At 66.5% G+C, this 17,120-nt stretch carries 14 protein-coding genes and 1 pseudogene; 9 read left to right on the top strand and 6 right to left on the bottom strand.

The window, feature by feature from the left end:
* Positions 1-742: 742 nt before the first annotated feature.
* Together Y704_RS0108710 and Y704_RS0108705 are read left to right on the top strand one after the other, a co-directional pair.
* Complete coding sequence (locus Y704_RS0108710; RefSeq protein ID WP_026549841.1) at positions 743-1,390, top strand: DUF305 domain-containing protein; 648 nt, start codon at positions 743-745, stop codon at positions 1,388-1,390.
* Positions 1,391-1,516: 126 nt separating this feature from the next.
* Positions 1,517-2,683 carry an MFS transporter gene (locus Y704_RS0108705; RefSeq protein ID WP_253904268.1) on the top strand — a complete coding sequence of 389 codons (1,167 nt, stop codon included), beginning with the start codon at positions 1,517-1,519 and terminating at the stop codon, positions 2,681-2,683.
* Positions 2,684-2,886: 203 nt separating this feature from the next.
* Here Y704_RS0108705 and Y704_RS0108700 read toward each other — a convergent pair whose 3' ends face one another.
* Positions 2,887-3,090, bottom strand: coding sequence for a cold-shock protein (locus Y704_RS0108700; RefSeq protein ID WP_026533290.1), 204 nt, complete (start codon positions 3,088-3,090; stop codon positions 2,887-2,889).
* 210 nt (positions 3,091-3,300) lie between these two features.
* Positions 3,301-4,290 (bottom strand): LLM class flavin-dependent oxidoreductase, encoded by a 990-nt coding sequence (locus Y704_RS0108695; RefSeq protein ID WP_026549839.1) that lies wholly within the window; start codon positions 4,288-4,290, stop codon positions 3,301-3,303.
* A 105-nt stretch (positions 4,291-4,395) separates the two neighbouring features.
* Between Y704_RS0108695 and Y704_RS23975 the strand changes: the two genes are divergently transcribed.
* Entirely contained in the window at positions 4,396-4,563 is a 168-nt protein-coding gene (locus tag Y704_RS23975; RefSeq protein WP_155850283.1) for a hypothetical protein, read from the top strand.
* Here the strand turns inward: Y704_RS23975 and Y704_RS19955 are convergent.
* Positions 4,502-5,305 (bottom strand): FadR/GntR family transcriptional regulator, encoded by an 804-nt coding sequence (locus Y704_RS19955; protein WP_081747499.1) that lies wholly within the window; start codon positions 5,303-5,305, stop codon positions 4,502-4,504. The genes Y704_RS23975 and Y704_RS19955 overlap by 62 nt on opposite strands.
* Before the next feature lie 237 nt (positions 5,306-5,542).
* Between Y704_RS19955 and eat the strand changes: the two genes are divergently transcribed.
* From eat to Y704_RS0108665, 5 genes are read left to right on the top strand one after another with little or no spacing between them, the layout of a single operon-like run.
* Complete coding sequence (eat, locus tag Y704_RS0108685; RefSeq protein ID WP_026549838.1) at positions 5,543-6,976, top strand: ethanolamine permease; 1,434 nt, start codon at positions 5,543-5,545, stop codon at positions 6,974-6,976.
* Between the two features lie 28 nt (positions 6,977-7,004).
* Complete coding sequence (locus Y704_RS0108680; protein ID WP_026549837.1) at positions 7,005-8,378, top strand: glutamine synthetase family protein; 1,374 nt, start codon at positions 7,005-7,007, stop codon at positions 8,376-8,378.
* Between the two features lie 9 nt (positions 8,379-8,387).
* On the top strand, positions 8,388-9,173 hold the full coding sequence (locus tag Y704_RS0108675; RefSeq protein ID WP_035772070.1) for a gamma-glutamyl-gamma-aminobutyrate hydrolase family protein: 786 nt from the start codon (positions 8,388-8,390) through the stop codon (positions 9,171-9,173).
* Entirely contained in the window at positions 9,170-10,552 is a 1,383-nt protein-coding gene (locus Y704_RS0108670) for an aldehyde dehydrogenase family protein (protein WP_026549835.1), read from the top strand. Before Y704_RS0108675 ends, Y704_RS0108670 begins: the two co-directional genes overlap by 4 nt.
* Before the next feature lie 56 nt (positions 10,553-10,608).
* A complete protein-coding gene (locus Y704_RS0108665) occupies positions 10,609-11,379 on the top strand; it encodes a 3-oxoacyl-ACP reductase (RefSeq protein WP_343212830.1) in 771 nt (256 codons plus the stop codon).
* Between the two features lie 4 nt (positions 11,380-11,383).
* On the opposite strand, the gene Y704_RS0108660 is transcribed toward Y704_RS0108665, so the two are convergent.
* Entirely contained in the window at positions 11,384-12,688 is a 1,305-nt protein-coding gene (locus tag Y704_RS0108660; RefSeq protein ID WP_026549833.1) for a cation:proton antiporter, read from the bottom strand.
* 213 nt (positions 12,689-12,901) lie between these two features.
* Between Y704_RS0108660 and Y704_RS0108655 the strand changes: the two genes are divergently transcribed.
* A complete protein-coding gene (locus Y704_RS0108655) occupies positions 12,902-16,213 on the top strand; it encodes a DEAD/DEAH box helicase (RefSeq protein ID WP_026549832.1) in 3,312 nt (1,103 codons plus the stop codon).
* A 71-nt stretch (positions 16,214-16,284) separates the two neighbouring features.
* On the opposite strand, the gene Y704_RS0108650 is transcribed toward Y704_RS0108655, so the two are convergent.
* Together Y704_RS0108650 and Y704_RS23970 are read right to left on the bottom strand one after the other, a co-directional pair.
* A complete protein-coding gene (locus Y704_RS0108650; protein WP_026549831.1) occupies positions 16,285-16,890 on the bottom strand; it encodes a maleylpyruvate isomerase N-terminal domain-containing protein in 606 nt (201 codons plus the stop codon).
* Positions 16,880-17,120: pseudogene (locus tag Y704_RS23970) on the bottom strand (hypothetical protein); the annotation flags it as partial. The gene Y704_RS0108650 and the pseudogene Y704_RS23970, both read right to left, overlap by 11 nt.

The following is a 17,120-nucleotide window of genomic DNA, read 5'->3' as shown; positions in this document are numbered from 1 at the left end:
GGTGACTATCCACTTTGAGCACATCGATCAAAACATCCGATTTGGCGCGGACTGCCTGAGATACCGGCTCGGCAATCCGCGCCGCCCGCTTTCCTGACGCTCGTCGGCCTGACTTTCGTTATTGCCGGCATCCTTGCCATGCACGTGTGGATGGGCGGGCACGGCTCCACGAGCCACCACGCGGCAGAGCCGCCCGCCGGCAGCATTACTGCGCCGGCAACGGCAGCCCCTGCTGATGCGTATCATGCGAAACATGCGGATCCTGGCCGCCTTGCCGGGAGGTTTTCCTTGCCGGTGAAGTATTCCTTGCCGGTGAGGCTTTCGCGGAGGTCACCCAGAGTGTCGTCGCTGCAACTACGCTCGCGGGCGCCCACGGGGAGCACATGGCGCACACCCTGATTGCCGTGTGCGCCGGAAGCTGTGGCGGAGACGACCTGTCCCTGGATATGTGTGTTCTGTCCCTGATCCTGATGGGCGTTCTGCTCTTGTCGACGCCCGGCGGCCGGGCCCTCGCATCGACCCCCGGCCGGCGCGGTCCACCCACCGTGAGCTGGAGGTTCCGCCCTGCCCCTGCTCCTTCACTAATTCACCTCTGCATCAGCCGCACCTAGAATACGCTCGCGCCCCGCGTGAGAAACGTTCCGTACGCCGGACACCAGCCCCGCCTCCGCGTCTGACAGCGCCTTCGACGCGCCCTACAGCAGCTGATACCAACAATCGATCCTTGAAGGACGGCACCACCATGAGGCGTTACCATTCCTTTTCCGCGCTGGGCCTTGCCGCAGTTCTCACCCTCGCCGGGTGCGGCACCGACGGCGAAGCAGCGACGGCGACGGCATCACGCGCCGCAGCCGACACGAGCGAGAGCCCTGTCCCGACGGACACCCGGGCCGACGCCGCTGCCTCCACAGAACACAATGACGCGGATGCCATGTTCGCGCAGATGATGATTCCGCACCACCAGCAAGCAGTGGAGATGGGCGATCTGATGCTCGCCAAAGACAACATCAGCCCCGAAATCACCGACCTGGCCACTCAAATCAAGCAGGCCCAGGGCCCCGAGATCGGAACGATGACCGGCTGGCTCGAAGCCTGGGACGAGCCCATGGAACCCGACGGCGGCATGGAAGGCCACAGTATGGGCGACATGGGCGACATGGAGGGCATGATGAGCGACGACCGGATGGCCGAACTTGAAGCGGCTGACGGCGACGAGGCATCACGGATATTCCTTGAATCCATGACCGCCCACCATGAGGGTGCGGTGGAGATGGCGCAGACCGAGATCGACAACGGCCGGAACACTGAAGCACTCGACATGGCCGAGATCATCGCGGAAACGCAGCAGGCCGAAATCCAGGAAATGGAAGCCCTCCTCGCCGAGCTGTAAGCGGCAGCAGGCTCACGATGACCGCCGCCTGGGTGAGGCTCACCGGGCACCTTCACGGCAGAGGGGTGGATCCCGGAACACACCGGGTCCTCAGTGGGAACCCGAGGGCGACAGTAGGCTGGGCGGGTGGCGAAGGACACGCAGGATCTCCCCCGTGGCGGATTGGCCGCTCTGTGTGCCGCCGAGACAACGAGCTGGGGCCTGCTGTACTACTCGTTGCCGGTGGCGGTGATCCCGATCGTGCAGGACACCGGCTGGTCAGCACAGGCGGTCACCGGGGCTTTTTCCGCGGGACTTCTCGTCTCGGCCGTCGTCGGCATCTGGATCGGGAGGCTGCTGGACCGCCGCGGGCCGAAAATTATCATGACGAGCGGGAGCGTCCTTGGTGCGGCGGCACTCGTACTGGTCGCGCTCTCCCCCACCCTTCCGGTGTTTGTCCTCGCATGGCTGACTGCAGGCTGCGCACAGGCAGCCATCCTCTACCAACCTGCCTTTGTGGTGATCACCCGCTGGTACGGTGCTGCCCGTGTGCGGGCGCTGACTACCCTGACACTGGTGGCCGGGTTCGCCTCCACCATTTTCTCGCCCCTGACCGCACTGCTCATCGAGAGCCTGGGGTGGCGTCCGGCGTTCCTGGTGCTGGCGGGAATCCTGGCGGTGGTCACCCTCCCGCTCCACTGGTTCTTCCTCAACGCGACGTGGGCCCCGGGCGCCACCACCCCTTCCGGGACAGCCGGAGTCCGGGCGATCACGCGTAGCCGGCGCTTCGTCATGCTCCAGATCGCCATGGCCCTGACAACCCTCGCCCTGTTTGCCGTGACCCTCAACCTCATCCCCCTGCTGCTGGAGCGCGGGTTCGACTACCGGACGGCGGCGCTGGTCTTCGGCCTGGTCGGAGCTGGGCAGGTCCTGGGGAGGGTTGGCTATGCATCGCTGCAGGGACGCACTTCCCCGATTCGGCGCACCGTCATCCTGATGGGCAGCGGCGCGCTGTGCCTGGCGCTGCTCGGAGTACTGCCGGGGCCCGCCGTAGTGCTGGTGGGAGTGGTTGTCCTTACCGGGATGCTGCGCGGCTGCAACACGCTCCTGCAGGCCACGGCTGTCGCCGACAGGTGGGGTACCGGTGGTTTCGGCGCCCTCCACGGTGTGTTCGTCGCGCCGATCACCGCGATGGCGGCCCTCGCCCCGGCAGCAGGTCCGCTCCTTGCCGGCCAGCTGGGAAGTTACTCTGCGATGGCCGTGGGCATGGCGGTCCTCGCCGCGGCCGCGATGGTGGCCGCGGCGCGCTCGTGAGCGAAACCCAACGGCGCAGCGCAGCGCGGGCGACCAGCCAAACGATCGGCGACCAGCCGACGGCGGGCAACCAGCCAAGAACGTAGCGCGGCGACCAGCCGACGGGCGCGGAAGGTCCGGGCATAGTGCGTCCGGCACAAAAAAGCAGGGCGGGAAAAATCCCGCCCTGCTTTCTTCATCCAAGCCCTTTCGGGCCGAGTGCCCTAGAGAGGCTGGATGTTTGACGCCTGGGGGCCCTTGGGACCCTGCTCGGTGTCGAAGCTTACTTTCTGGTTCTCATCAAGTGAGCGGTAGCCGCTCGCGTTGATGGCGGAGAAGTGTGCGAACACGTCTGCGCTTCCGTCGTCAGGAGCGATGAAACCAAAGCCCTTTTCAGCGTTGAACCACTTCACGGTACCTGTTGCCATTTTTGTTATCCTTCTGAAATTCAGACGCACTCCGACCTTCGGAATGCCCCAGTCGCGGCGTGCTTGTCCGCCTTTTCAGAAACACGGCGCCTCCCGGAAGGGGTGCGCCGCGCGAAATACAAATGCGCAACACTACAACTACGTCCTACTTAACCAAACCTAGGTGGGTAATGGCAAGCAGGATCCGGAACCATCTTTAAATCGTGACGTTCAGGCGGCCACGGGCTGGACGGTTCCGGCCACCAGTTCGAAGGACCTCAGCCACGCGTCGGTCGACCCGGCCTGGGTTGCCACGATCAATTCGTCAGCTCCCGCATGGCCTGTGAACCAGTCCAGATAGTCGCTGACCTCACGCGCGGTACCCACCGCCGAGTAGCGGGCCATCTGCCCGATCTGCTGGCTGGCGGGCGAGTTCAGGATTGCCTCGGATTCATCCGTCGTGAACTGCTGCCCCCGGCCCAGAAGCAGGGAGACCCGCCGCCGCTTGGCTTCGTGGAATTCACGCTGGGCATCGGCAGTTGAATCAGCAGCGATGACGTTGACCCCCGCGATGACATGCGGGCGTTCCAGTTGCTCCGAGGGCTGGAACTCCCTGCGGTAGATGGAAACGGCGTCGAGCAGTGCCTGGGGTGCGAAGTGGGACGCGAAGGCGAACGGCAGACCAAGCGCGGCGGCAAGCCTCGCCCCGAAAAGTGACGATCCCAGGATGTAGAGCGGAACGTTGGTGCCGGCACCTGGCGTGGCCTGCACCCCGGGCACCCGCGTCTGCCCACTGAGGTAGCCCTGCAGCTCAAGGACATCCTGCGGGAAGGTATCCGCGGCGGACGGATCGCGGCGCAGCGCCCGCATGGTGTTCTGGTCGCTGCCGGGCGCACGTCCAAGTCCGAGGTCGATACGGCCGGGGTGAAGGGTTTCCAAGGTGCCGAACTGTTCCGCGATCGTCAGCGGCGAGTGGTTGGGCAGCATCACGCCGCCGGATCCGAGCCGGATGGTCTTCGTGGAGGCTGCGATATGGCCCACCAGGACGCTCGTGGCAGAGGAGGCGATACTCCCCATGTTGTGGTGCTCCGCGTACCAGATCCGCGTGTAGCCCCACTCCTCGGCGCGCTGCGCGAGGGTGACACTCGAGGCGAAGCTTTCGGCCGCCGTGGCACCCTCGGCTATCTGTGCGAGGTCAAGGATGGAGAGGGGAACAGTCATTGCGGAACCTTTCACTGCGGGATGCAACCAGCGCCTGATGCTCTAGGTGGAACCGGTGGAGCGGCCGGCTTATTTCCCCCGCACCGTCTCTGCAAGGATGGGTCCATGCCGACTCCTGAACTTCCTGCAACCGTGACAGGCCTCCGGGCGCGCCAGGACGATCTGGTCCGGGCCCTTGCCGTCGAGAACAGCACCGCCACGCTGCAGTCGCTCAGCGATGAGCTTGAGGCGATCCAGCGGCGCCTCGAGCAGGAGGGCCGACAGGAGCGGTAAGCCCCTCGGCCTCGTCGAGGAGGAATCCCCGGAGCAGCGACGCCGTACCGTCCAGGTGTACCGTCATCGCTTCGCGCGCACGCTCGGCGTTTCCGGCAAGGACTGCCCGAACGATGGAGGCGTGCTGCCGGTTCGAATGCGTGAGGTTGACCGCGAGGAAGGGAATGCGGTCCAGCAGGTCGTTGGCACGCGAGCGCGCCTGGGCGACTGCGAGCGTCAGGGACGGCGACCCGGCAAGTTCGGCGACCGCGAGGTGCAACCGGGCGTCGAGCGGGCGGTACTGCGCGGCGTCGGCTTCCGTCACCGCCTGCAGCGCCTCACCGAGGTGGTTGCGGGCGGAATCGGGCAATTCCGCCTGTGCCGCAAGGCCTGCGGCGGCAGGTTCAACGACCGCCCGGAACGTCAGGACGTCCTCGACGTCGGCCCAGGCAACGGCCCCGATCGCACCCGCCCGTAGGTTGCCCGCGCCTCGTGGCAGTTCCGCATTGACCGTCGCACCCCCGTACCTCCCGCGCTGGATCGTGAGGTAACCGGCGGTCTGCAGGTCCGCGAGCCCCTCGCGCAGCGTGGAACGGGACACACCCAGATGTTCGGCGAGGTCCCGTTCGGGAGGAAGCCGGGAACCGGCGGGGAAGACGCCCAGCTTGATCCCGTGGAGAAGCCGCTCGACCGTCTCTTCGAAGGCATTGCCGTTGCGTGCCGGTTGAATCAGCCGGAAAGCCGGATCCACTGGGCCGCTCATGTCCCCAGCTTACGCAGCTTCACCACTCCGCCTTCCGGGCGGGCCCCTGCCGCCGCCCGGAATCTGCTGAAACCCTTGACGGATAGACGCTGGATAGGAATTATTGGAGGCATTCATTGGACTGATTTCATTCCATTGGTTGCGCCGAGTATCCCGTTTCCTCCCCGATGTCCGTCCGCTGCGCCACGGGAGGTTCATTTTGAGTTCTCCACTTCGCCAATCCATCGAGGGGCATCCGTGGCACGCAGGAACATCGACTACACCACCGTTGACGATTCATACCTCAAGCACCGGAAGCTCAAGAGCGGCGCTGCCGGCTGGGTACTGCTGGCGGGCCTCGGCGTCGCCTATGTCATCTCGGGCGACTTCTCGGGCTGGAACCTCGGACTCGCAGAGGGTGGCTGGGGCGGACTGCTGATCGCCTTTGTCCTGATGGGCATCATGTACACCTGCATGGTCTTCGGTCTGGCGGAAATGTCATCGATGCTTCCCACCGCCGGCGCCGGCTATGGTTTCGCTCGGCGCGCCCTCGGGCCGCTCGGAGGTTTCGCAACGGGAATGGCAGTGCTCATCGAGTATGCCGTTGCCCCCGCGGCGATCGCCACCTTCATCGGCGGGTACATCGAGGCACTCGGTCTCTTCGGTATGACCAACTCCTGGCCGGTCTATCTGGCCACCTACGTGGTGTTCATCGGGATCCACCTGTGGGGAGTCGGTGAAGCGCTCAAGCTGATGTTCGGAATCACCGTCATCGCCGTCGTCGCCCTCGTGGTGACCGTGGTGGGGCTGGTGCCGCACTTCGAGACCGCCAATCTCTTCGACATCGTCCCCGACGGATCGGCGGGCTCCTCGGCCTTCCTACCGTACGGAATCTCCGGCGTCCTGGCGGCACTGGTCTTCGGCATCTGGTTCTTCCTGGCCATCGAGGGCGTCCCCCTCGCTGCGGAGGAGTCCGATGATCCCAAACGGGACATGCCACGCGGCATTATCGTGGCGATGCTGCTCCTGCTGGTGTTCGGCGCCCTCATGCTGGTCCTGGTGCCCGGAGCGGCAGGCTCCGAGGCCATGGGAGCCTCCGATTCCCCGCTGCCCGAGGCCCTGCGGGCCGCGGCAGGCGGGGACTCCGCGCTCGCCGACTTCGTGAACTACGCGGGGCTCGCCGGGCTCGTGGCCAGCTTCTTCTCGATCGTCTACGCCTACTCGCGCCAGCTGTTCGCGCTCTCCAGGGCAGGCTACCTCCCCCGCGTCCTGTCCCTCACCTCGAAGCGCCACACGCCCTGGGTGGCACTGCTGGTTCCGGGAACCATCGGCTTCCTGCTCGCGGCGTTCACCGGCAACGGCGGACTGCTGATCAACATCGCCGTCTTCGGAGCCACCGTCTCGTATGTCCTGCTGAACCTGTCCCACATCCTCCTGCGCGTCCGGGAGCCCGGACTGGAGCGTGGCTACCGGACTCCCGGCGGCGTGGTGACGACGGGCATCGCCCTGGTCCTCGCGGTCATTGCCCTCGTGGCCACCTTCTTCGTGGACATCCTCGCGGCATCGATCACCGCCGTCGTCTTCCTGGCGGCGCTCGCGTACTTCTGGTTCTACAGCCGGCACCACCTGGTGGCCAGCGCACCGGAGGAGGAATTCGCGCTGCTGGAAAAAGAAGGCTCGACCCTGACCTGATCGTCCTGCCGTGCAGAAAAGGAACTTCATGGAACCGCATCCCCGAAACGCCCGCATGCTCACCGTCAACCAGCTCACCTCCGCCATCCAGTCCGGGGACATCGACTCGGTGATCCTGGCGTTCACCGACATGCAGGGCCGGCTGCAGGGCAAGGTGATCCACGGCCACTTCTTCCTCGACACCGTGCTCGGACACGGCACCGAGGGATGCAACTACCTGCTCGCCGTCGACACCGAGATGAACACCGTGGACGGCTACGCCATGTCGAGCTGGGAAACGGGGTACGGGGACATGGTGTTCGACCTCGACCTCGACACCATCCGCCGTCTCCCCTACCGGGAGGGAACCGTGATGATCCAGTCGGACCTGTCCTTCACCACGGGCGAGCTGGTGAACGTTGCCCCGCGGAGCATCCTTCGGGCGCAGTCGGCGAAAGCCGCGGAGCTCGGCCTGAAAGCCTTCTCGGGAACGGAGCTCGAGTTCGTGATCTACAACGAGTCCTTCGAAAGCGCGGGCCTCAAGCACTACCGGGACCTGGTCCCTGCCAACCAGTACAACGTGGACTACTCGATCCTGGGCTCGCTGCGCGTCGAGCCCCTCCTGCGGGACATCCGCAACACCATGTACCAGGCGGGCATGGTGGTGGAATCGGCGAAGGGCGAGTGCAACCTGGGCCAGCACGAGATCGCCTTTCGGTACGACGACGTCCTCGTCACCGCGGACAACCACAGCGTGTACAAACTCTCGGCGAAGGAAATGGCGTCACAGCGGGGCCAGTCGGTGACGTTCATGGCCAAGCCCAACCAGCGGGAGGGCTCGTCCTGCCACATCCACATGTCCCTGCGCGGCGAGGACGGCGGGCTGGTGTTCTGGGATGAGGAGAAGAACGAACGCACCCCGCTCTACGATCATTTCATCGCCGGCGTCCTGGCGACGATGCGGGAGTTCACGCTCTTCTACGCGCCCAACATCAACTCGTACAAGCGCTTCTCCGAAGGCTCCTTCGCTCCCACCGCCGTCGCCTGGGGGCTGGACAACCGCACCTGCTCGGTACGCCTCGTCGGGAAGGGTGCGTCGGCCCGCCTGGAGAACCGCCTGCCGGGTGCTGACGCGAACCCCTACCTCGCCCTGGCGGCCATGCTGGCGGGCGGCCTGTACGGGGTGGCGAACAAGCTGGAACTTCCGGCCCGCATGGACGGCAACGCTTACACCTCGGACGCCGAACATGTGCCCGCCACCATGCAGGAGGCGCGCGACCTGTTTGCCGGGTCCGCCGTGGCCCTCGAGGTCTTCGGTGAGGACGTGGTGAAGCACTACACGCACTACGCCGACGTCGAGATGTCCCAGTTCAACGCCGTCGTGACGGACTGGGAACTGCGGCGCGGGTTCGAGCGGCACTAGGTGGGCTCCATGACCTCCGAACCACAACAGCCCCCGGCACAGCCGCCGGACGCCTACCGGCCGAAGATCGGCCTGACAACCTACTGGCAGCCGGCACGGTGGGGCGTCTGGGACGACACCGCGGCGATCGTCCCGGGCGCCTACGTCCGCGCGGTGGTCGAGGCCGGCGGAACCCCGCTGCTGCTGCCTCCGGTCGGCACGGACACCGATGTCCTGGATCTCCTCGACGGGCTGATCGTCGTCGGCGGCGTGGACGTGGACCCTGCGTCCTACGGCGCTGCCCCCCACCCCAGCACCATCAGCCAGCCGGAGCGCGACGACCACGACATCACCCTGACGCGGGCTGCCCTGGACGCCCATCTGCCCCTGTTCGCCATCTGCCGCGGTGCGCAGGTCCTCAATGTCGCCCTCGGGGGCACGCTGCACCAGCACCTGCCGGACGTCCGCGCGGACGCGGTGAAGTACCAGCCCGCGCCGGGCATCTTCGGCAGCGTGGACTTCACCACCGAACCCGGGTCCATTGCACGGCACCTGCTCGGGGCCCGGGCCTCGAGTCCGTGCTACCACCACCAGGGCCTGGATCACGTGGCGGACGGCCTGCGGGTGACAGCCCGCGCGGTGGACGGCACGGTGGAAGCCGTCGAGAATTCCGGCGGGGCCGACTCCGGCTGGGTCCTCGGCGTGCAGTTCCACCCGGAGGAGAACGGGCAGGACCGTCGCCTGTTCGGCGGGTTCGTCGATGCCGCCCGCACCCACCGGCTCCACCGCACTCCCACCGGAAGGCCCACCGCATGAGCTACGCCCTCGAGATTCTGAACCCCGCCACCGAGCAGGGCATCCGCACGGTGACCATGGCCGGGCTCGAGGAGGCCGACGCCGCCATCGCCCGGGCGGCGGCGGCCTTTCCCGCCTGGCGGCAGGTGGCGCCGGCGGACCGGGCACTGTTGCTGCGCAGGTTCGCCGCCGCCGTCGACGGCGAGATCGAAGCCCTCGCCGCGCTCGAGGTGGCCAACTCCGGCCACACCATCGGCAATGCCCGGTGGGAAGCCGGCAATGTGCGCGACGTCCTGACGTACTACTCGGCGGCTCCTGAACGCCACTTCGGCCGTCAGATTCCCGTGGCGGGAGGGGTGAACGTGACCTTTCACGAACCGCTCGGCGTCGTCGGGATCATCGTCCCCTGGAACTTCCCGATGCCCATCGCGGCCTGGGGATTCGCCCCCGCCCTGGCCGCGGGCAACACCGTGGTCCTCAAGCCCGCCGAGCTCACCCCACTGACCGCCATCCGGGTAGGCGAACTGGGGCGGGAGGCGGGACTGCCCGAGGGGGTCTTCACCGTGCTTCCCGGCAAGGGGTCGGTGGTGGGGACGCGCTTCGTCACCCATCCGGCGGTGCGGAAGGTGGTGTTCACCGGCTCCACCGGTGTGGGCAAGCGCATCATGGCCGGGTGTGCCGACCAGGTCAAACGCGTGACACTCGAACTGGGCGGGAAGAGCGCCAACATCGTCTTCGCGGACGCGGACCTCGAGAAGGCCGCCGCCTCGGCCCCGGATGGCGCCTTCGACAACGCGGGCCAGGACTGCTGCGCACGCTCCCGGATCCTTGTCGAGCGTAGCGCCTACGCCGACTTCCTGCTCCTGCTTGAAACCGCAGTGAAGGCTGTCCGGGTGGGGGACCCGCGCGATGGGAGCACCGCGATGGGCCCCCTCATCTCGGCAAGCCAGCGGCAGTCCGTCGGGAGCTTCGTGTACGACGGCGCCGGGAGCGCCCTCGCCGACGTCGCCTTCCAGGGCACCGCTCCGGAGGGCCCGGGCTTCTGGTTCCCCCCGACGGTGATCACGCCGTCCGGCCCGGGATCCCCCGCGTTCACCGAGGAAATCTTCGGTCCGGTGGTCTGCGTGGTGCCGTTCGACGACGAAGCGGACGCCGTGCGCCTCGCGAACGACTCGGCCTACGGCCTGTCCGGTTCCATCTGGACGCGGGACATCGGTCGTGCCCTCCGTGTCTCGCGTGCGGTGGATGCGGGGAACCTGTCGGTCAATTCCCACTCCTCCGTGCGGTACTCCACCCCGTTCGGGGGCTTCAAGCAATCCGGTCTCGGCCGTGAGCTCGGGCCCGATGCCCTCGATTCGTTCAGCGAGGTCAAGAACGTGTTCCTTGCCACCGATGCCTGAGATGCGCTGCCCACCCCGAGGAGTATCCCATGACAGACCTTCCCTACAACGGACTGGTGACGAACCGGCTGCAGGGCCGCACCGCGGTCATCACCGGAGGCGCGTCGGGCATCGGCCTGGCGACCGCGCGGAGACTCGCGCATGAGGGTGCGCACGTGGTGATTGCCGACATCTGTGCCGACGACATCGGCACCGGCCTCGCCGACAGTATCGGAGGAAGGTTCGTACGCGCCGATGTCACGGTGGAGGACGATGTGCAGAACATGTACGCGTTCGCCAAGGAAAGCTACGGGTCCATCGACATCGCCTTCAACAACGCAGGGATCTCCCCGGAGGATGATTCCTCGATCCTGGACACCGGAATCGATGCCTGGCGCCGCGTCCAGGACGTCAACCTGACGAGTGTCTTCTACTGCTGCAAGAGCGTTCTTCCGTACATGCAGCAGCAGGGGAAGGGGTCCATCATCAACACGGCATCGTTCGTTGCGGTGCTCGGCGCTGCCACGTCCCAGATTTCCTACTCGGCGTCCAAGGGGGGCGTCCTGTCGATGAGCCGGGAACTGGGGGTGGAGTTCGCACGGCAGGGCATCCGGGTCAATGCCCTGTGCCCGGGGCCGGTCAACACGCCGCTACTGAGGGAACTCTTCGCCAGCGATGCCGCCAAGGCGGCACGCCGGCTGGTCCATGTGCCGCTGGGCCGCTTCGCCGAACCGGAGGAGATGGCGGCCGCCGTCGCCTTCCTCGCCTCGGATGATTCGTCCTTCATCACGGCGAGCCAGTTCCTGGTGGACGGCGGCATCGCAGGCGCCTACGTCACGCCGCTCTGAACCCTCAGATCGCCGTCTTGGGCGCCGCATCCTCGGTGCCGGAATCCCGCAGCGCCTTGCGTTTCCGGGCCCGGTCGAGGGCGTTGATCACCGGGGCGGCGGTGATGCCGTGCAGGAGGATCGACATCACGATCACGAGGCCCACAATGCGCCACAGGGCCTCGTCCTCGGCGGCGAAGTCACCCTTCGACAGTGCATAGCTGAGGTAGTAGAGGGAACCTATGCCGCGCACGCCGAAGAAGGAGATGACGCCGCGCTCCCACGGCCCGGTGCTGCCCCTGCTGAGACTGATCCAGGCCGCGATGGGACGCACCAGGAGGAGGAAGGCAAGGGCCACGAGGATCTCGCCGAGGGTGACCCCCGCCAGCAGGCCCCGCGCCACTGCGCCGCCCAGAAGGACGAGCACCACCACGGTGAGCAGCCGTTCGAGCTGTTCGATGTAGCTGTGCAGCACCCCGTGGAACCCGTGGGTCTGCTCGCCCGAGCGGATGGTGACGGCGCAGACGAAGACGGCGATGAACCCGTACCCCTCGACCATCTCCGTGACCCCGTAGGTGAGGAACGTGGCGGCAAGGGCAACGAACCCCTCGGAGTGGCTGGCCATGCGTGCGCTCTCGATCCTGGAGCGGAAGAAGATCCGGCTCAGCAGCTTGCCCATCCCGAACCCGAAGAGGCACCCGATGCCGATCCGCCACAGCACATCGACGAGGATGAAGTCGGGGAACCAGGCGGAAGGCGCTGTTCCTACCAGGCTCATGGCGATCGCGAGATAGACAAAGGGAAAAGCGAGCCCATCGTTGAGGCCGGCCTCCGAGGTCAGGCCGAACCGCACCTCATCCTCGGCCTCAAGCTCCTCCTCCGTCTCGGAGGGCTCGCCGACCTGCACCTCAGACGCCAGCACCGGGTCCGTGGGCGCCAGTGCCGCGGCCACGAGGATCGCGGCAGCCAGCCCGAGGCCCAGCACCCACATCCCCAGCAGGGTGAAGACGACGATGCAGAGCGGCATCGCGATTCCGAGCAGACGCCAGGTGGTGGCCCAGCGCTTCCGGCCAATTCTTCGATCCAGGGCCAGACCCGCGCCCATGAGGGAAACGATCACGCAGATCTCGCTGAGGTGGACGGTGATGTCGCTGTAGGCGATCGGGTCCGGATCGGGCAGCCCGTCCGCGAACAGGAACATCAGGAATCCCGCGGCGAGGAACACCATGGGCATCGACACCGGAGCCCGCATCAGCAGGCGTGGCAGCAGCGCGGCGGCGAAGACCGCCAGGCCGGCGGCAGCGAACATCAGACTCGGCGCTTCGAACACCGGTACCTCTTTCCTCATGCGGATCAGCGCACCCTGTGTGAACCACGCTCGAGTAGGTTACGCCGGTTGCGACGGGTGCGGGAACCGGGCGCGCTACCGCGGATGAACGGCCGCGGCCCTTGACAAACGGCGGGGGGGCAGCCGCCGATTGCTGACAGCGGAAAGGACAGCCTCAGCACGCGGCTGGTTCCCGCCGCGTGAGAACATGAAAGTATGCCCAATTCCAGCCACCCCATGGTCGATGTCACCGACATCATCCGCATTGTGGGAGGTGCCGCCTTCCAGCGGGGACAAACCTACGCGAAGGACGGCGCGGTGAGCGTGCTCGCCTGGGACTCCGAATCCCGAATCCTCACCGGCAGGGTCCGGGGAAGCGCACCCAGCGACTACCGCACCAAACTGCGGCTCAGCGTGAAGGGCGACGGCCGCTTCCGGCCCCTCGAGAACCACTGCAGCTGCCCGGTCGGCGCGGACTGCAAGCACGTGGCGGCCACTGCCCTCCAGAGCAACACCGAGCACGTCCTCGCACAGCACGAAGCTGCGGCAGCTCCGGCGCCCCGAAAACTGCCGGACGGCTGGCAGGCTTCGCTGGGCAGCCTGATCGGGACAGCGAACGCCGGCGGCGCGGCGCCGGCGGCGCCCACCACACCCCTCGGCCTCCAGTTCGAACTGCGCACCCCGGAGGTTGCAGTCCAACGATGGGGCTCGGCCGCCGACCGCCAGGGCCAGCGCACGCTCAACACCCGCCTCGGGGTTCGGCCCGTCAGCCGGAACGACAAGGGAAAGTGGATCAAGAACAACCTGTCCTGGGGAAGCATCAGCTACCAGACGTACGGCCTGACACTGGATCCCGACCAGCACCGCTGGTTCTCCCAGTTCCCGGCGCTGCACCGGGGCACCGGCGTCAACTATTTCGGCAACAACGACTCCTGGCTGTACCTCGACGAATTCAGCAATCCCCTGCTGTGGCACCTCCTCGAAGAGGCCCGGCGGCTCGGCATCGAGTTCGTGGGATCCAAGAAGTCGGTCACCATCGACCTGGCCCACCGGGCGGCCCTGAGCCTCGATGCCAGCGGCCTCGAGGACGGGTCGCTCCAGTTGACGCCCGCACTGACCATCGACGGGCAGCCGCACCCGTCGGAGACGGCGCACGTGATCAGCGACCACGGCATCTACACCGTCACCCCGGATTCCACCATCACCCTGGCTCCCACGTCGAGGAAACTGACGGGTCAGGACATCGACCTCCTGCACCGCGCGCGGCCCGTCCTCATTCCACAGGACGAGACGCCGCTGTTCCTCACCGAGTTCTACCCGCTGCTCCGGCGCTCCCTCCGGGTCGACAGCAGCGACGGCAGCGTGAAGCTTCCCGAAATCGAGCCGCCACGGCTGGTGCTCACCGCGGCGTACCGATCCGACGGCGCCGTTGCGCTGGAGTGGAACTACGCCTACGCACTCGGTGAGGCAGTGCAGCGCCGTCCGCTGCGCGGGTCCGCCGGTGTCGGCGCGGTCACGGGACCGCAGTCCGGGTCCGACGACGGCTACCGGGATGACGACGCCGAAGAGTCCCTCGCCGCTGCGGCCCGCGCGGTCCTGGGCACGATGCCGCTGAAATCCCTGCTGCTCGAGGATATGCAGGCCGTCGATTTCACCGAGACAGTGCTCCCTCGGCTCGAGGAAACGGACGGTATCGATGTCGAGGTGGTCGGGGAGATGCCGGACTACCAGGAGCTTACCGAGACGCCGAAACTGACCGTCAGCACCGTGGAAACTGACAACCGGGACTGGTTCGACCTCGGCGTGATGGTCACCGTCAGCGGCAGGAAAATCCCGTTCGACTCCATTTTCCGTGCTCTCGCACAGGGCCGGAAGAAGCTCAAGCTCGTCGACAACAGCTACCTGTCGCTGGAGCAGGAAGTGTTCGACCAGCTCCGCGAGCTCATCGAGGAGGCCCGCTCCCTGAACGAGTGGGAGACCGGCCTCCAGATCAGCCGGTACCAGGCCGGGCTCTGGGCCGAGTTGGAGGACCTCGCGGAGGACACCGAGCAGGCGCAGTCCTGGCGCGATTCGGTGACCGGCCTCCTCGAGCTGACGGAGGTTGAGCCGACGGCACAGCCGGAGGGCATCAAAGCCGACCTGCGCCCGTACCAGAAGGAGGGCTTCAACTGGCTGGCCTTCCTGTGGCGCCACCGGCTCGGCGGCGTGCTGGCGGATGACATGGGACTGGGTAAGACCCTGCAGGCCCTCGCACTCATCGAGCACGCGAAAGAGAGCGGTTCGATGAATGCGCCGTTCCTCGTGGTCGCTCCCACCTCGGTGGTGCCGAACTGGATCAGTGAGACCCGACGGTTCGCCCCGGGGCTGAAGGTGGTGGCCATCACCGACACCCAGGGCGCGTCAGGGGTTCCCATCGGCGCCCAGGTGGGCGACGCCGACGTCGTCGTGACGTCCTACACGCTGTTCCGGCTGGACCTGCCCGCCTACCAGGAGCCCGACTGGTCCGGGCTGATCCTCGATGAGGCGCAGTTCGTCAAGAACCGCGCGTCCAAGGTGCACCAGGCGGCAAAGGAATTCGACACCCCGTTCAAGCTCGCGATCACCGGTACACCCATGGAGAACAACTTGATGGAGCTGTGGTCGCTGTTCAACATCGTGGCCCCCGGGCTGTTTCCGTCGGCGCGTAAATTCACCGAGGACTACCGGACGCCGATCGAGAAGATCGGTGATCACCGTCCACTGGTCCGGCTGCGCAAGCGCATCCGGCCCCTGATGATGCGCCGCACCAAGGAAGCTGTGGCGTCCGATCTCCCGGCCAAGCAGGAACAGGTGCTCGAGGTGGAACTCACCCCCGAGCACCGGCGCATCTACGAGACCTATCTCCAGCGCGAGCGCCAGAAGCTGCTCGGTCTGATCGAGGACCTGAACCGCAACCGGATGATCGTGTTCCGGTCGCTGACGCTGCTGCGGATGCTGAGCCTCGATGCCTCACTCGTCGATCCCGCTCACGAGGGAGTTCCGTCCGCAAAGCTCGAGGTGTTGTTCGAGCATCTCGAGGACGTACTGGCGGAGGGGCACCGGGCGCTGGTCTTCAGCCAGTTCACCTCCTACCTCAAGAAGGCTGCCGCGCAGCTTGACGCACGGGGTATCGACTACGCGTACCTGGATGGCTCGACGCGCAGCCGCGGTGAGGTCATCGACAAGTTCAAGGACGGCACAGCTCCGGTGTTCCTCATCAGCCTCAAGGCGGGCGGTTTCGGGCTGAACCTCACCGAGGCCGATTACTGCTTCCTGCTGGATCCCTGGTGGAATCCGGCCACCGAAGCCCAGGCGGTGGACCGTACCCACCGCATCGGCCAGACGAAGAACGTGATGGTCTATCGCATGGTGGCCCGGGGAACCATCGAGGAGAAGGTCATGAAGCTCAAGGAGCAGAAGGCTGCACTGTTCAATTCGGTGATGGACGACGACGCCGTCTTCAGCTCCGCGCTGACCGCGGAGGACATCCGCGGGTTGCTCGAAGCCTGACCCTCGGGTGCGGTAGCTCCCTTGTACCGTCACACCATGCTGAACTCGGGTGCGACAGCTCCCCCGGCCCGTCACACCACGCTGAAGCCTGGTGGCAGCGACCCCCGGCCGGTCAGCGCCTCGAGCAGGGTTGTCCCGGAGCCGGTCGCACCTGCGATGGCTGCGGCGAGGAGCACTGCATCGGCAAGGGGCGCCTGAGGGATGTGGCTTTCCCGACCGATGGCGTGGCCGATATCAAGCGTATGAACCACGAGTTCGAAGACCCGCGTCCGCAGGTATTCCTCGAGCGGCAGAGCAGCGCCACGGACCTGGATGACCCGTCCCGGGCGTTGGGCAGCGAGCAGGGCGAGGGTACGCTCCCGGGCGGGAAGAATGACAGCGAGGGGGTCCGGCCCCAACCGTTCCCCTGCCTCGACGCCCCGGCGGGCAACTTGCCCCGGATCGGTGGCTCCGGTGATGAAGGTGCTGAAGTACTCTTCGGCGCGGCCGAGCGTTGCCGATTCCGGTTCGTCGAGGGCGAGATATTCCTCGACCGTCGCCAGGGCACGGGACGTGTGTCCGACGAGGGAACGCAGCGACCAGGTTCCAAGACCTGGTCGCTCCCAATCGGTCGGTGGGATGTCCCGGACAACGTCCACGAAGGCTGCTGAGGCCTCGAGAAAATTCTCACTGTGCACCTCTGCCCCTTTCCTGTGCCTGTAGCAGACCCGCTCGGAGCACTTCCGCGAATTCGGTCGGCCGGGATGCAGGCCACCAGTGCCCGCCCGTCACCCGGGTCACCGTCAGGTTCTCGACCCAGGAGTCGAGCCCGTCGACGAGCGCAGGGGAAAGGAACGGGTCCTTCAGCGGCACCACCACCTGGACGGGCATCGTGACCCGCGCGAACGGCGGCAGCCGCACCTTCGGG

The organism is Arthrobacter sp. Br18, assembly GCF_000520555.1.
Classification (GTDB): Bacteria; Actinomycetota; Actinomycetes; order Actinomycetales; family Micrococcaceae; genus Arthrobacter_D.
Note: the sequence above shows the minus strand (reverse complement) of the source record. Positions and strands in the feature narration are given on the sequence as shown.

Coding starts and splice junctions, on each gene's coding strand:
- Y704_RS0108710 (WP_026549841.1), top strand. CDS start 743: ATGAGGCGTTACCATTCCTTTTCCGCGCTGGGCCTTGCCGCAGTTCTC.
- Y704_RS0108700 (WP_026533290.1), bottom strand. CDS start 3,090: ATGGCAACAGGTACCGTGAAGTGGTTCAACGCTGAAAAGGGCTTTGGT.
- Y704_RS0108695 (WP_026549839.1), bottom strand. CDS start 4,290: ATGACTGTTCCCCTCTCCATCCTTGACCTCGCACAGATAGCCGAGGGT.
- Y704_RS23975 (WP_155850283.1), top strand. CDS start 4,396: ATGCCGACTCCTGAACTTCCTGCAACCGTGACAGGCCTCCGGGCGCGC.
- Y704_RS19955 (WP_081747499.1), bottom strand. CDS start 5,305: ATGAGCGGCCCAGTGGATCCGGCTTTCCGGCTGATTCAACCGGCACGC.
- Y704_RS0108680 (WP_026549837.1), top strand. CDS start 7,005: ATGGAACCGCATCCCCGAAACGCCCGCATGCTCACCGTCAACCAGCTC.
- Y704_RS0108675 (WP_035772070.1), top strand. CDS start 8,388: ATGACCTCCGAACCACAACAGCCCCCGGCACAGCCGCCGGACGCCTAC.
- Y704_RS0108670 (WP_026549835.1), top strand. CDS start 9,170: ATGAGCTACGCCCTCGAGATTCTGAACCCCGCCACCGAGCAGGGCATC.
- Y704_RS0108655 (WP_026549832.1), top strand. CDS start 12,902: ATGCCCAATTCCAGCCACCCCATGGTCGATGTCACCGACATCATCCGC.